Below are 15215 nucleotides of genomic sequence, written 5' to 3'. Positions count from 1 at the left end.
ACACCTTGGGGGGTGCGATGTTCAACGCGCTGGACGAGCTGTTCGCTCCGGGCCGCAGGCACGCCGAGGACGAACGCAACCGCCTGGAGCTCGTGCGGGACGAGGAGGGCGACGCGGATCCCGGCCGGGGCCCGGTCGACCTCGACTCGGGCGCCGTCCTGATACGTCCGCCGCGCGCCGGCGGTCAGGCCCACCGGCCCGCGGTGCGGGGTTCAGCCCGGCTGCCCGGCGAACAGCCGCAGCCGGTGGGCGAGCGCGGCCGCCTCGCCGCGGCCCGAGACGCCCAGCTTGGCGAGGATGTTGGAGACGTGCACGCTGGCGGTCTTCGGTGAGATGAAGAGTTCCTCGGCGATCCGGCGGTTGGTGTAGCCGGCGGCGACCCGGCGCAGTACCTCGCGTTCGCGCGCGGTCAGCCCGAAGGGCTCGGGTTCCCCGGCCGCTTCGGGGGCGGCGGCCTCCGGTTCGTCCAGCGCGAGCCGGCCGCGGCGGGCGAGCAGCCGGACGGCCTCGCGCAGCGGGACGGCACCGAGGGAGTCGGCGACCTCGCACGCCAGGCGCAGCAGGGCGGCCGCACGCTCGCGGGCGCCGGGATCGTGCCGCGCGAGCAGGGTCTCGGCGAGCCGCAGCCGTACCAGGGCGAGCGGGTAGGGGCGGTCGAGGGCGGCGTAGGCCTCCTCGGCGGCGGCCCAGGGACCGGGGTCGGTGCTCCCGTCGGCGCGCAGCAGTTCGGCCTCGACCAGCAGGGCGTGGGCGGCCCACACCGGGGACAGCCGGGGCAGCCGCCCCGCCGCCTTGCGGATGAGGGCGAGCATCGCGGGCCGGCCGGCCTCCGCGCCGGGCAGCCCGAGGGCGTCCGCCTCCAGGGCCGCCGCGGTGTGCAGCATGGGCCAGGCGTAACGGTGGAACGCGGGCGGGAACCCGGCTTCGAGGGCCGTCATCACCGCGGCGCGGGCCTCCAGGAAGCGTCCGCGCCCGGCGGCGACGGCGATGGTCAGATGGCGCAGCGGCAGGGTGTTCTGCGGCTGGTGGTCCTGCGGGCCCAGGTGGTCCCGGGCGGCGGCGACCTCGGCCTCGGCGCGGTCGTACTCCCCGCGCAGCACGGCGAGGTGGGCCAGCAGCGTCGCCGCCCAGCCGAGGTACAGGGCGTGGTTGGTGTTCTCCCGGCCGCGGACGGCGACCTCGGCGGCCTCGTCCCAGCGGCCGAGGGCGAGCAGCGATTCGGCCTGGTTGGCGGAGGCGAAGGTGGCTCCGTCGCGCAGCCCGTGGCGGGTGGCGCTCTCCACGCCCCTGCGGGCCACCGCGATCGCCTCCTCCGAGCGGCCCACGGACTCCAGCAGGGCGGCGAGGTTGGCGTCGGTGTTCACCGTGAGGTTGCCGTACCGGGCGGCGGCGGCCCGTTCTCGGGCCGCCTCCAGTTCGGCGATGCCGGCCGCGGTGTCACCCGAGTCGGCGAGGAGGATGCCGAGGGTGACCCGGGCGTGGAGCTCGGTCTCCTCGGCGCCGACCAGCCGGGCCAGTTCGATGGCGCGCTCGGCCGTGGTGATGCTGTCCGGCCCCGGGTCGTGCATCATGTCCCAGCCGGCCGCGCTCTCCAGCACCTCGGCGTGGACCGGTGACGGCGGCAGCCCGCGGACGAGTTCCTGGGCCTCGGCGATCTCCGCCCAGCCGTCGCCGCGGCCCATGGCGACCATCAGCCGGGAGCGCTGGATCCAGAACCACGCGGCGCGCAGCGGGTTGCTGCCGGAGCGCTCCAGCAGGCGCAGCGCGCGCTTGGTGACCTCGTAGGCGCCCTCGCGGTCGGCGCTGAGGCGGGCGGCCACGGTCGTCTCGGCGAGCAGGTCCATGTACTGCAGGGGCTTGCTGCCCGGGTCGCAGCCGCACGGGGGGAACACCTCGACGTAGTCGACGGGGCGCAGCTCCTCGCGGACGTCCGCGGGCGTGTCGTCCCACAGCTCCAGGGCGCGTTCGAGCAGCCGGTGCTGTTCGGCGTAGGCGTGCCGGCGTCGCGCCTCGACGGAGGCGCTCAGCACCGCGGGCAGCGCCTTGGCGGGCTCGTGGGCGTGGTACCAGTAACTGGCCAGCCGGGCGGGGAGTTCGTCGGCGGGCACCAGAGCGGGGTCGGCCTCCAGGGCCTGCGCGTAGCGGCGGTTGATGCGGCTGCGCTCGCCCGGCAGCAGGTCGTCGCCGACGGCCTCGCGGACCAGCGAGTGCCGGAAGCGGTAGCCGTCGCCGTCGTCGGTGGGCAGCAGGATCTTGGCGCCGACGGCCGAACGCAGGGCCTCGATGAGTTCGTCCTCGCCGAGCCCGGCGACGGCTTCCAGCAGCCGGTACTCGACGGCGGAGCCGCCCTCGGCGACGACGCGCGCGACGCGCTGCGCGGTCTCGGGCAGTGTCTCGACGCGGACCAGCAGCAGGTCGCGCAGGCTGTCGCTGAGCCCGGTGCGGCAGCCCTGGGTGATGCTGCAGGCGAGTTCCTCGACGAAGAAGGGGTTGCCGTCGGAGCGGCTGAACACCCGGTCGACCAGGGTCGGGGCGGGCTCGGAGTCGAGGATCCCGGCGACCTGGGCGCGGACCTCGGCGCGGTTGAAGCGGGCCAGTTCCAGCCGCGCGACGGAACGCATCCGGTCGAGTTCGGCGAGGAAGGGCCGCAGCGGGTGCCGACGGTGGATGTCGTCGGAACGGTACGTGGCCAGGACGACGAGCCGGCCGCGGGAGAGCGAACGCAGCAGGTAGCCGAGGAGTTCGCGGGTCGAGCGGTCGGCCCAGTGCAGGTCCTCCAGCGCGACGACGAGCGTGCGTTCCTCCGACAGCCGCTCCAGCAGCCGCGAGGTGAGCTCGAAGAGCCGGGCGCGGCCGTGCTCGTCGCGCTGGTCGGCGAGGGGGTCGGGGCCGTCCGTGCCGCCGAGCCCGGGCAGCAGGCGGGCGAGTTCGGCCTCGCTGCCGGCGGCCGCGGCGACCAGTTCGTCGCCGAGCCGGCGGTGCAGGGCGCGCAGGATCGTCGCGACGGGGGCGAAGGGCAGTCCGTCCGCGCCGATCTCCACGCAGGCGCCGACGGCGGTCATGGTCGCCGGTCCGTCCTGGGCCGCGGCGAGGAACTCCTCCACGAGCCGGGTCTTGCCGACGCCTGCCTCGCCGCCGATCACCAGCGCCTGCGGCTCGCCCGCGTGGGCGCGGGCGAGCGCGGAGGTGAGGCGGGTCAGTTCGCGGCTGCGTCCGACGAACACCGGGCTGACCGACTGGTTCTGCACGGTCCCGAGCATCGCACGGGGCCCTGACGGCGCGGTACCGGTTTGCACCGGCACCACGGTGCTCATCCGGCGGCCCGCAGCCGGCGGGAGAGCCGGCCGGCCCTCCTTCCGTGCCACCTTCCCCCGTCCTGGCCGGCGGCGGTCACGCGGGCGCCGCCGGACTCGCGGGCGGCCTGCCGCGCGGCCCGGCGGGCCTGGTCGGCCTGGCGGGCCAGCCGGTACTCGGCGGCCTCGCGCAGCAGCTGCTCCGCCCTTTCGCGGCCCAGCAGTTCGTGTGGGTACATCGTTGCTCCTCGGGTCCGGGACCGATGGTCCGGAGTCTTCTTCTCCGTGCCATCAGCCTCGTCCCCGAGGGGGGTGGGCCACATCGGGCAACCGCCCATGCTTGAAGGGTGCGGATGCCTTAGGCCGCGCGGCGAAGCGCCCAGGTCCCCGGGGCGACCGCGCGGCCCCTCCTCAGGGGGCTCGGACGCCTCGGCCTCAGGTGCCTCGGCGGGTTCCTCAGCCGCCGGTCGAGACCGGGGCCTCGGCCACGCTCGGCAGGCCGCCGAAGAGGTCGAACCACGTTCCGGCCGCGACGAACAGCCCGAGGACGCCGAGGGCGAGACCGCCCCAGGCGACCGCGCGCACCCAGGGCGCGGCGTTCCGTCCGGCGAGGAGCACGGCGCCGAGGACGACGAGGGCGACCAGCGCGCAGACGCCGTTGACGACGGCGGTGGTGTGCCAGGGGGCGCCGTATATCTGCTCGATCTGCTGGGCGGCGGTGCCGGAGGAGGCGTGGATCTGCCCGACGAGCTGCCGCCGCTCGGCCAGTACGGTGCCCAGCCAGGTGCCGGTGAGGGACGCGAGGCCGAGGGCGGCGCCGACGACGGCCGCGGCGCCCGGGACGACCGCGGGGGTGGAGGCGTCCGCCGCCTCCGGGGTGCCGGTGGCGTCGCTCTGCTCGGCCGCGTCGACGTCGTCGGCCTCTTGGCGGGCCTCGGCCTCTTCGCGGGCTTCGGAGTCTTGCGGGTCTTCGCGTCGGCCGGGCTCGTCGAGGGCCTGCGGCTGGTCGGCCGTCGTGGGTTCGGCGCCGGGGGCGGTCGCGGGATGCGCGCCGTCGTCACCGGTTCGGTCGCGCTCGGCGTCCGCGGCGAGGTCGCCGGCTGCCGCCTCGTGGGTCTTGGTGGTCTCCATGGGCGGCAACCGTACGGTCACATTCTGAGAGCCTTCTGAGAACCGGGCTCCTCCACGGCGACGGGCGTGCGCTGCCCCACTGGGCCCTCGATGCAGATCCGCGGCAGCCGGCGTTCCAGCCACCGGGGCAGCCACCAGTTCCAGTCGCCCATCATGTGCATCAGCGCCGGTACGAGCAGGGTCCGCAGGACGAAGGCGTCGAGCGCGACGGCAGCCGCCAGGCCGATGCCGAACATCGCGATCACGCGGTCGCCGCTGAGCACGAAGGCGAGGAAGACGGAGATCATGATGACCGCGGCGGAGTTGATCACGCGGCTGGTCTCGGCGAGGCCCACCCGGACCGCACGGCGGTTGTCGCGGGTCTCGCGCCACTCCTCGTACATGCGGCTGACGAGGAAGACCTGGTAGTCCATGGAGAGCCCGAACAGTACCGAGACCATGATCACCGGTAGGAAGGGCTCGATCGGTCCGGCCGCTCCCAGCCCCAGCAGTTCGCTCCCCCAGCCCCACTGGAAGATCGCGACCACGATGCCGAAGGAGGAGGCGACGGCGACGACGTTCATGACCGCGGCCTTGATCGGGATGCCGAAGCTGCGGAAGGCCAGCAGCAGGAGCACGCAGCCCAGCCCGATGACCGAGCCCACGAAGAGCGGCAGCTTGCCGACGATCACCGAGGCGAAGTCCGCGTAGCCCGCGGTGACACCGCCGACGTACACCTCGAGGGAGGTGCCCTCGGTCGCCTCCGGGATGACGTCCTCGCGCAGGTGCGTGACGAGCCGGTCGGTGGCCTGGTCCTGCGGGGAGGTGGTCGGGACGACGTCGATGACGTCCAGCCCGCTGCCGTGCTGTGCCTGCTCCTTGTGCACCGCGGCGACGCCCTCGGTGCGCCCGAGGTCGGCGGTGAGTTGCTCCAGGGCCGCCCGGTCGGCGGCGTCGCCGGACTTGGCGACCAGTTGCAGCGGGCCGTTGAAGCCCGGGCCGAAGCCCTCGGAGAGCAGGTCGTACGCCTGGCGGGTGGTGGTGCCCGCGGCGCTGTTGCCCTGGTCGGAGGCGCCCAGGTGGAGGGAGGTCGTGGGCAGGGCCAGCGCGAGCATGACGACGGCGGCGACCGCGCCGAGGACCTTGGGGTGCCGTTCGACGAAGGCGGACCAGCGGGCGGCGAACCCGGTCGGCAGTTCGGGCGACGGGCCGTGCTCGACCAGCCGGCGCCGTTCCCGACGGCTGAGCGCCTTCATGCCGATGGCACCCAGCAGTGCGGGCAGCAGCGTCACCGAGGCGGCGACGGTGAGCATCACGGTGAGGGAGGCGGCGATCGCCACGCCGTTGAGGAACGACAGCCGCAGGATCAGCATGCCGAGCAGGGCCACGCAGACCGTGCCGCCGGCGAAGACCACCGCCCTGCCGGTGGTGGCGACCGCCTTCTCGGCGGCCTCCCGCACCGGCAGGCCCTGCTTGAGGCCCCTGCGGTGGCGGGTGACGATGAACAGGGCGTAGTCGATGCCGACGCCCAGGCCGATGAGCAGGCCGAGCATCGGGGCGAAGTCGGCGACCCTGATCAGGTGGCCGAGCAGTTGGATCGTCATGTACGCGGTACCGACGCTGACCAGCGCGGTGACGATCGGCATGAACATCGCGAAGAGCGAGCCGAAGGCCACCAGCAGCACCACGGCCGCGACGGCGACGCCCACGACCTCGCTCATGTGCCCGCCGCCGCCCTCGGTCAGCGCGATGGCGCCGCCGCCCAGGGCGACCTGCGTGTTGTCGTCGGCGGCGGCCCTGGCCGTGTCGACGACCTTCTGCACCTGACCGGCCTGCAGGTCGTCCGAGGGCCTGTCGAACACCACGGTCGCGTAGGCGGTGTGCCCGTCCTGGCTGATCTGCGTGGCGCCCTCGGTGCTGTAGGGGCTGGTCACCGAGGCGACGCCGGGGAGCCCGGCCACCTCGTCCAGCGTGCCGGTCAGCCGTTCCCTGACGGACGCGACACCGACGGTGCCCTTGTCGGTGTGCCAGACGATGGTGTCGCTGTCGCCCGCCGAGCCCGGGAAGGCCTCCTTCAGCAGGGCGGTGGCCTTGCTGGAGTCGGTGCCCTTGATGTCGTAGTCGTTGGAGTACGCGGAACCGGCGAGCAGGGCGGCCGTGGAGAGGCCGAGCAGGGCGACGAGCCACAGCAGGACGACGGCGAGACGACGGTCGAGGCACCAGCGGGCGAGTGCAGCCATTGCTCTCCCTGGGATTGCGCGGATCTTTCAGGCCGGGGAAGAGCCCGCAAAGAACACAACACGTACGTCCTCGACTGAACCAGGAAGAAGAGATCGTTGGCCGCGTTCGTGCGCTTAATCACATATCGCCCGGGGAATTTATGTCGCCCTTACACGCCACGGACCTGCGGCGACGCCGAAGGGCGGGCCCCCTGACCGGGAGTCCGCCCCTCGTATGCCGGCCGGCCGCGCCGGCCGCCGGATCAGCCCTGGACGCCCAGCTTCTCCAGCACGAGCTCGCGCACGCGCTTGGCGTCGGCCTGACCGCGGGTGATCTTCATGACGGCGCCGATGAGCGCGCCCGCCGCCGCGAGGTTGCCACCGCGGATCTTGTCCGCGACGGCGGCGTTGGCCGCGATGGCCTCGTCGACGGCGGCGCCGAGCGCGCCCTCGTCCGAGACGACCTTCAGACCGCGCTTGTCGACGACCTCGTCCGGCTCGCCCTCACCGGCCAGCACGCCCTCGATGACCTGGCGGGCCAGCTTGTCGTTGAGCGAGCCCTCGGCCACCAGCGCCGCCACCCGGGCCACCTGGACCGGGGTGATGGGCAGCGCGGACAGTTCCACGCCGTCCTCGTTGGAGCGGCGGGCCAGCTCGCCCATCCACCACTTGCGCGCGGAGGCCGAGTCGGCCCCGGCCTCGATGGTGGCGACGATCGGGTCGATCGCGCCCGCGTTGAGCACCGACTGCATCTCGTGGTCCGAGATGCCCCAGTCCTCCTGGAGGCGCATCCGGCGCACCCGCGGGAGCTCCGGCAGGCCGCCCCGCAGCTCCTCGACCCACTCGCGGGCCGGCGCCACCGGGACGAGGTCGGGCTCCGGGAAGTACCGGTAGTCCTCCGCCTCCTCCTTGATGCGGCCGGAGGTGGTGGAGCCGGTGTCCTCGTGGAAGTGCCGGGTCTCCTGGACGATCGTGCCGCCGGAGGAGAGCACGGCCGCGTGCCGCTGGACCTCGAAGCGGACGGCCCGCTCGACGCTGCGCAGCGAGTTGACGTTCTTGGTCTCGCTGCGGGTGCCGAACTTCTCCCGGCCGTGGGGGCGCAGCGACAGGTTGACGTCGCAGCGCATCTGGCCCATCTCCATGCGGGCCTCGGAGACGCCCAGCGCCTTGATCAGCTCGCGCAGTTCGGTGACGTACGCCTTGGCGACCTCGGGCGCGCGTTCGCCGGCGCCCTCGATCGGCTTGGTGACGATCTCGATCAGCGGGATGCCGGCCCGGTTGTAGTCCAGCAGCGAGTGCGAGGCGCCGTGGATGCGGCCGGTGGCACCGCCCACGTGCGTGGACTTGCCGGTGTCCTCCTCCATGTGGGCGCGCTCGATCTCCACGCGGAAGATCTCGCCGTCCTCCAGCTGCACGTCGAGGTAGCCGTTGAAGGCGATCGGCTCGTCGTACTGGGAGGTCTGGAAGTTCTTCGGCATGTCCGGGTAGAAGTAGTTCTTCCGCGCGAAGCGGCACCACTCGGCGATCTCGCAGTTGAGCGCGAGACCGATCTTGATCGCGGACTCCACGCCGGTCGCGTTGACGACCGGCAGCGCGCCGGGCATCCCGAGGCACACGGGACACACCTGGCTGTTCGGCTCGGCGCCCAGGGTGGTGGAGCAGCCGCAGAACATCTTCGTCTTGGTGCCGAGCTCGACGTGGACCTCGAGGCCCATCACCGGGTCATAGGACGCGAGCGCGTCCTCGTACGACACCAGGTCCGTGACGGTCACAGTCTTGATACCTCTCAGTTCCCCGTCAGGATGACAGCACGTCGTCGTCGCCGATCCGGCGCAGTTGCCGGAGCAGCAGGGCGACACCGGTGGCGATCGCCGCGGCGCTCACCACCGCGTCGATCAGCAGCAGCGTGTCGCTCTCCGCGCGGCCCCGCTTCATCTGCCGTGCGACACCGACCGCGCCGAAGAGCGTGGTGCCGATCGACAGGTAGGTGCCGGACTTGCTCTTCTTGAAGCCCTTGGCCTTCTCGAGCTTGCTCACAGGATCGGTGCCTCCTCCAGCAGCGGGTGACCCCAGCGTGCGGTGAACGCCGCCTCGACGGCCGCACCGACACGGTAGAGGCGGTCGTCGGCCATGGCCGGGGCGATGATCTGCAGACCGACCGGGAGCCCGTCCTCGGCCGCGAGGCCGCAGGGCACGGACATGGCGGCGTTGCCGGCCAGGTTGGCCGGGATGGTGCACAGGTCGGCGAGGTACATCGCCATCGGGTCGTCCACGCGCTCGCCGATCGGGAACGCGGTGGTGGGGGTGGTCGGCGAGATCACCACGTCGACCTGCCCGAAGGCGCGCTCGAAGTCGCGTGAGATCAGGGTGCGGACCTTCTGGGCGCTGCCGTAGTACGCGTCGTAGTAGCCGGAGCTGAGCGCGTACGTGCCGAGCATGATGCGGCGCTTGACCTCGGCGCCGAAGCCGGCCTCGCGGGTGAGGGCGGTGACGTCCTCGGCGCTGCGCGTGCCGTCGTCGCCGACCCGCAGGCCGTAGCGCAGGCCGTCGAAGCGGGCCAGGTTGGACGAGGCCTCGGACGGCGCGATCAGGTAGTACGCGGCGAGCGCGTACTGGAAGGACGGGCAGGACAGTTCGACGACCTCGGCGCCGAGCTCGCGCAGCAGCTCGACGGACTCGTTGAACCGCTCCATGACGCCGGCCTGGTAGCCCTCGCCCGCGAACTCCTTGATGACGCCGACCCGCAGGCCCTTGACGTCGCCGTTGCGCGCGGCCTCGACGACCGGCGGGACGGGGGCGTCGATGGAGGTGGAGTCCATCGGGTCGTGGCCCGCGATGACCTCGTGCAGCAGCGCCGCGTCCAGCACCGTGCGGGCGCAGGGGCCGCCCTGGTCCAGGGAGGAGCTGAAGGCGACCATGCCGTAGCGGGAGACGCCGCCGTAGGTGGGCTTGACGCCGACCGTGCCGGTGACGGCGGCCGGCTGGCGGATGGAACCGCCGGTGTCGGTGCCGATGGCCAGCGGGGCCTGGAAGGAGGCCAGGGCGGCGGAGGAACCGCCGCCGGAGCCACCGGGGATGCGGGTGAGGTCCCACGGGTTGCCGGTCGGGCCGTAGGCGCTGTTCTCGGTGGAGGACCCCATGGCGAACTCGTCCATGTTGGTCTTGCCGAGGATGACGATGCCGGCCTGCTTGAGGCGGGCGGTCAGCGTCGCGTCGTACGGCGGGACCCAGCCCTCGAGGATCTTGGAACCCACGGTCGTCGGGACGCCCTTGGTGGTGAAGATGTCCTTCAGCGCCAGCGGGACGCCCGCGAGCGGGCCGAGCTTCTCACCGGCGGCGCGCTTGTCGTCGACGGCCTTGGCGGCCTTCAGGGCGCCCTCGGTGTCGACGTGCAGGAAGGCGTGCACCTTCTCGTCGACGGCGGCGATGCGGTCCAGGTGGGCCTGGGCGACCTCGACGGCGGAGGTCTCGCCGGAGGCGACGGCGGCCGCGGTCTGCGCGGCGGTGAGCCTGGTCAGATCGGTCATCGTGATCAGTCCTCCCCCAGGATCTGCGGCACCTTGAAGCGCTGCTGCTCCTCGGCGGGAGCGCCGGACAGCGCCTGGTCCGGGGTCAGGCTGGGCCGGACCTCGTCGGGGCGCATGACGTTCGTCAGCGGCAGCGGGTGGGAGGTCGGCGGTACGTCCTCGCCGGCCACCTCGGAGACGCGGGCGACCGCGCCGATGATGGCGTCGAGCTGTCCGGCGAAGTGATCGAGCTCTTCGTCCTTCAGCTCCAGACGCGACAGCCGGCCGAGGTGGGCGACCTCCTCGCGCGTGATGCCTGGCATGCAGCGATCCTCTGGGGGTGAGTTTGGTCTTTTCGCGCCCAATCCTATGGGCGCGGGCGCCCCGGGGGCGAAACGGTTTGCGCTTCGCCGGGCCGGGGTGCGCCGGGCGGCACCGGCCGTACCGGTGGTGCCGCCGGGAACGGTGGGGTGCGCGGGGCGCCCGAGGCGCGCCCTGCGGCGGGTACGGGTCCGCAGGTCACGGCCCCGCAAACGTTACTGCGCGTCGGGGACGGCGGCCCTCTCCTTCGCGGCCTCCAGCTCCGCCGGACGGCGCCATCCGGCGCGGCCGCGCAGCCGCAGCCAGGCCGTGGTCTCCTCCGGGGGCATCGCCGCGGCGACCAGCCAGCCCTGGATCGCGTCGCAGCCCAGGTCCCGCAGGCGCTCCCACGTCTCGTCGTCCTCGACGCCCTCCGCCACGACGAGGAGGCCGAGGGAGTGGGCGAGGTCGACCGTGCAGCGCACGATCTCCGCGTCCTCGGCGTCGACGGACAGCCGGGCCACGAACGAGCGGTCGATCTTCAGCTCGCTGACCGGCAGCCGCCGCAGGTGCACCAGCGAGGAGTAACCGGTGCCGAAGTCGTCGAGCGACATCTTCACCCCGTGCCCGGTCAGCCCGGCCATGGTGTCGGCGGCGCGCTGCGGGTCCTCCAGCAGCACGTGCTCGGTGATCTCCAGCTGCAGGGCCCCCGGCGGGACGCCGTGCCGGGCCAGCCGCGCGGCGACGGCCCCGGCGAAGCCGGGCGAGTGGACGTCGCGCGGCGAGACGTTGACGGCGACGGGGACGTCGAGGCCCATCGCCCGCCACCGGGCGACCTGCCCGAGGGCGGTCTCCAGGACGTACTCGGTGAGCTGCGGCATCAGCCCGGAGGTCTCGGCGATCGCGATGAACTCCTCGGGGCTGACCCGGCCGCGCTCGGGGTGCACCCAGCGGACCAGCGCCTCCAGGCCGGCGACCTGCCCGTCGAAGCGGACCTTCGGCTGGTAGTGCAGCTCGACCTCGCCGCGGTCCAGGGCCCGGCGCAGGTCGCCGAGGAGACCGAGGCGGTCGGGGGTGTTGCCGTCGCGGGAGGACTCGTAGACCTCGACCCCGCTGCGGTCACGTTTCGCCTGGTACATCGCGACGTCGGCGCGGCGCAGCAGGCCCTCGGCGTCACCGGCGTGATCGGGGTAGACGGCGACCCCGGCGCTGGCCTCGAGGACCAGGGTCAGGCCGTCGAGGCTCAACGGCGAGCCCAGCGCGGCGACCAGGGCCCTGGCGATGCGCTGGGCGCGGGTCGGCGCGTCGCAGGTGGGGAGCAGGACGGCGAACTCGTCGCCGCCGAGCCGGGCGACCTCGGCGCCGCGCGGCAGGGCGAGCCGCAGGCGGTCGGCGATCTGCAGCAGCAGCCGGTCGCCGGCCATGTGGCCGAGTGTGTCGTTGACGGAGCGGAACTTGTCGAGGTCGATGAGGACCAGGGCGGCGCGTTCGCCGCTGCGGGCGGCGTCGTCCAGCGCGGTCCAGGTGCGCTCCAGCAGCCACTGACGGTTGGGCAGTCCGGTGAGCGGGTCGCGCAGTTGCTCCTCGGCGCGGGCGTGGGCGATCCAGAGGGTGGAGTCGAGTGCGATCAGGGGCACGGCGAACAGCGGCAGCAGCAGGGGCAGATCGGCCGCGACGATGATGATCAGCGGGGAGATGCCGAGCAGTGCGACGCCGACGAAGCCCTGGCGTATCAGCGCGGTACGGGCCACGGTGGGCAGCGCTCCGGCGCGCGGCACGATCGCGTACCACAGGAGCGTGCGGGTCGCAGCGAGGTAACCGAGCGCGGCGGCGAGCACCGCGGGGACGGCGGCCACCCCCCAAGTGGCGGGTTGCCAGGGCTGTTCGACGGACGGGTGGGTGCCGAAGGCGGACAGCGCCAGCGAGGCCGCGCCGATGCCCAGGATGTCCACGGCGCCGTGCAGCAGCGCCTCGCGCCAGCGGTGCCGGCGGGCCGCGCCGACCAGGACGACGACGGCCAGGCTGATCAGCACCGCGGGCACCCAGCCGTAGAGCAGCAGCATGGCGAGGGTCAGTGCGGCGCCGGAGCCCGTGCCGCCCCACCAGCGGTCCCGGCCCATCGCGACCAGGTGGCCGACGATGATGCCGGTGAGCACGGCGAACGCCCAGCCGACGTCGCCGCCGGGGAAGAAGGCGTTGCCGTCCACGAGCATCCGGACGACGCCCACGGCCAGGGCCGCCGCGGCAGCGCCCACGACCGAGTACCTGAGTGCCGCCGTGGGCAGCACCGGCGCGGCCGGTCCGAGCAGCCGCTGCGCCGGTCCGGCGCTGTCCGTCGGTTCCATGCCCGTACCCTCTCGCAGCCGCGTGTGCCGTTCCACCACACGCCCTTGCCCGCGGGATTGACGGCCGGGCTGCCGGAGGGCCCGTGCCCGGAAGGCGCGCCTCTCAACAGTAGGCCGATAAAGGCTGTCACGGGCACCGATCGGCTGCTGTTGCCCGAATGGATCCCACCATCCCGGATCGTCCCGCTCTGGGCCGAAAGGGTGATGATGGGGTGTCAGGCCTCCGGGTTCACGGCGGCCTCCCGGGCGGCGTCCGCACCCTGTCCGAGCAGGACGGCGAAGCCGTCCTCGTCCAGCACCGGCACCTTCAGCTGCACCGCCTTGTCGTACTTGGAGCCCGGGCTGTCGCCGACGACCACGAAGTCGGTCTTCTTGGAGACCGATCCGGTGACCTTGGCCCCGCGGCTCACGAGCGCCTCCTTCGCGCCGTCCCGGGTGTGGGTGGCGAGGGTGCCGGTGACGACGACGGTGAGGCCCTCCAGCGGGCGCGGTCCCTCGTCGGAGCCCTCCTCGGTGAAGCGGACCCCGGCCGCCTTCCACTTGCGGAGGATCTCGCGGTGCCACTCCTCCTCGTACCACTGCTTGAGGGAGGCGGCGATGATGCCGCCGACGCCGTCGACGCCCGCCAGGCGCTCCTCGTCGGCGGCGAAGACGGCGTCCAGGTCACGGAACTCGCGGGCCAGGGCCTCGGCGGCGACCGGGCCGACGTGACGGATCGACAGGCCCGCGATGATGCGGGCGAGCGGGCGCTCCTTGGCGTCCTGGATGTGCTCCAGCATGGCCGCCGCGTTCTTCTTCAGCTCGCCCTGCTGGTTGGCGAAGACCGAGACGACCTTCTCCTCGCCGGTCTCCGGGTCGCGCTTGGGCAGGCCGGTGTTCTGGTCGAGGACGTGGGCGCGGATCGGCAGCAGGTCCTCAGGCGTGAGGTCGAACAGGTCGCCCTCGTCGCGCAGCGCCGGCTCCGCGGGCTCCAGCGGCCGGGTGAGCGCGGCCGCCGCGACGTAGCCGAAGTTCTCGATGTCCAGGCACTTGCGGCCGGTCAGGTAGAACAGCCGTTCCCGGATCTGCGCCGGGCAGCCCCGCGCGTTGGGGCAGCGCAGGTCGATGTCGCCCTCCTTCATGGGGCGCAGCGGGGTGCCGCACTCGGGGCAGTCGGCGGGCATCACGAACTCGCGCTCACCGCCGTCCCGCAGGTCGACGACCGGGCCGAGGATCTCCGGGATGACGTCACCGGCCTTGCGCAGCACGACGGTGTCGCCGATGAGCACGCCCTTGGCCTTGACCACGTCCTGGTTGTGCAGGGTCGCGAACTCGACCTCGGAGCCGGCCACCGTGACCGGCTCGACCACCGCGTACGGCGTCACGCGGCCCGTACGGCCCACGCCGACGCGGATGTCGACCAGCTTGGTGTTGACCTCCTCCGGCGCGTACTTCCACGCGATGGCCCAGCGCGGTGCGCGGGCGGTGGAGCCGAGCCGGCCCTGCAGCGGGATCTCGTCGACCTTGACGACGATGCCGTCGATCTCGTGCTCGACGTCGTGGCGGTGCTCGCCGTAGTAGGCGATGGCCTCCTTGACCTCGGCGAGCGTGCCGACCACCCGGGCGTACCTGGTGGTGGGCAGGCCCCACTCGTGCAGCAGCTCGTAGGCGTGCGACTGGCAGTCGATGGTGAAGCCCTCGCGGGCGCCGATGCCGTGCACCACCATGTGCAGCGGGCGGCTCGCGGTGACCCGGGGGTCCTTCTGCCGCAGGGAACCGGCCGCCGCGTTGCGCGGGTTGGCGAAGGGCTTGTCGCCGGCCTCGACCAGGCGGGCGTTGAGCTCCTCGAACTTCTCCATGGGGAAGAAGACCTCGCCGCGGATCTCGACCAGGGCGGGGACGCGCTCCCCCGCCAGCCGGTCCGGGATCTCGGCGATCGTGCGGACGTTGGGCGTGATGTCCTCACCGGTGCGGCCGTCGCCGCGCGTGGCACCGCGCACCAGACGGCCGTTCTCGTACGTGAGGTTGACGGCGAGGCCGTCGACCTTCAGCTCGCACAGGAAGTGGTAGGTGCCGCCCTCGCCCGCCGGGGGGCCCAGCTCCGCGGCGAGGCGGTCGGCCCAGGCGTCCAACTCCTCCTCGGTGAAGGCGTTGTCGAGGGAGAGCATGCGCTCGCGGTGCTCGACGGAGGTGAACTCCGTCGCATACGCGCCGGAGACCTTCTGGGTCGGCGAATCCGGTGTGCGCAGCGAGGGGTGCTCGTCCTCCAGCGCCTCCAGCCGCCGCAGCAGCTTGTCGAAGTCCGCGTCGCTGATGACCGGCTGGTCCTTGACGTAGTAGCGGAAGCGGTGCTCCTCGACCTGCTCGGCCAGGGAGGCGTGCAGCTCGCGCGCCTTCGCCGGCACGTCCTCGTTCCTGGCGCCCTCGGGGATCACGGAGTCCTCCACGTCCACGTCCTTCCTC

At 73.0% G+C, this 15215-nt stretch carries 11 protein-coding genes; 1 reads left to right on the top strand and 10 read right to left on the bottom strand.

Features of this window, described 5'->3' with window-relative positions:
* The first annotated feature begins 17 nt into the window (after nucleotides 1–17).
* Entirely contained in the window at nucleotides 18–332 is a 315-nt protein-coding gene (locus tag ABZ479_RS22010) for a DUF6191 domain-containing protein (protein ID WP_500463158.1), read from the top strand.
* Here the strand turns inward: ABZ479_RS22010 and ABZ479_RS22005 are convergent.
* The 10 genes from ABZ479_RS22005 to ligA all read right to left on the bottom strand — a co-directional run bounded on the left by ABZ479_RS22005 (nucleotide 213) and on the right by ligA (nucleotide 15199).
* On the bottom strand, nucleotides 213–3260 hold the full coding sequence (locus ABZ479_RS22005) for a helix-turn-helix transcriptional regulator (protein ID WP_500463157.1): 3048 nt from the start codon (nucleotides 3258–3260) through the stop codon (nucleotides 213–215). The genes ABZ479_RS22010 and ABZ479_RS22005 overlap by 120 nt on opposite strands.
* A gap of 50 nt (nucleotides 3261–3310) precedes the next feature.
* Nucleotides 3311–3532, bottom strand: coding sequence for a hypothetical protein (locus ABZ479_RS22000; RefSeq protein WP_500463156.1), 222 nt, complete (start codon nucleotides 3530–3532; stop codon nucleotides 3311–3313).
* Between the two features lie 217 nt (nucleotides 3533–3749).
* Nucleotides 3750–4424 carry a hypothetical protein gene (locus ABZ479_RS21995; RefSeq protein ID WP_500463155.1) on the bottom strand — a complete coding sequence of 225 codons (675 nt, stop codon included), beginning with the start codon at nucleotides 4422–4424 and terminating at the stop codon, nucleotides 3750–3752.
* Between the two features lie 17 nt (nucleotides 4425–4441).
* Complete coding sequence (locus tag ABZ479_RS21990) at nucleotides 4442–6643, bottom strand: MMPL family transporter (protein WP_500463154.1); 2202 nt, start codon at nucleotides 6641–6643, stop codon at nucleotides 4442–4444.
* 242 nt (nucleotides 6644–6885) lie between these two features.
* Entirely contained in the window at nucleotides 6886–8394 is a 1509-nt protein-coding gene (gene gatB / locus ABZ479_RS21985) for an Asp-tRNA(Asn)/Glu-tRNA(Gln) amidotransferase subunit GatB (RefSeq protein ID WP_500463153.1), read from the bottom strand.
* Between the two features lie 25 nt (nucleotides 8395–8419).
* Entirely contained in the window at nucleotides 8420–8659 is a 240-nt protein-coding gene (locus tag ABZ479_RS21980) for a hypothetical protein (protein WP_499602291.1), read from the bottom strand.
* A complete protein-coding gene (gene gatA, locus ABZ479_RS21975; protein ID WP_500463152.1) occupies nucleotides 8656–10149 on the bottom strand; it encodes an Asp-tRNA(Asn)/Glu-tRNA(Gln) amidotransferase subunit GatA in 1494 nt (497 codons plus the stop codon). Before gatA ends, ABZ479_RS21980 begins: the two co-directional genes overlap by 4 nt.
* 5 nt (nucleotides 10150–10154) lie before the next feature.
* Nucleotides 10155–10451, bottom strand: a complete 297-nt coding sequence (gene gatC, locus ABZ479_RS21970) for an Asp-tRNA(Asn)/Glu-tRNA(Gln) amidotransferase subunit GatC (protein WP_500463151.1) — start codon at nucleotides 10449–10451, stop codon at nucleotides 10155–10157.
* A 213-nt stretch (nucleotides 10452–10664) separates the two neighbouring features.
* A complete protein-coding gene (locus ABZ479_RS21965) occupies nucleotides 10665–12773 on the bottom strand; it encodes a putative bifunctional diguanylate cyclase/phosphodiesterase (protein WP_500463150.1) in 2109 nt (702 codons plus the stop codon).
* Nucleotides 12774–12988: 215 nt separating this feature from the next.
* Nucleotides 12989–15199 carry an NAD-dependent DNA ligase LigA gene (ligA, locus tag ABZ479_RS21960; RefSeq protein WP_500463149.1) on the bottom strand — a complete coding sequence of 737 codons (2211 nt, stop codon included), beginning with the start codon at nucleotides 15197–15199 and terminating at the stop codon, nucleotides 12989–12991.
* Between the last annotated feature and the right edge of the window lie 16 nt (nucleotides 15200–15215).

The organism is Streptomyces sp. NPDC005722 (assembly GCF_040630935.1).
Taxonomy (GTDB): domain Bacteria; phylum Actinomycetota; class Actinomycetes; order Streptomycetales; family Streptomycetaceae; genus Actinacidiphila.
This window is presented reverse-complemented; position numbering and strand designations above follow the sequence as displayed.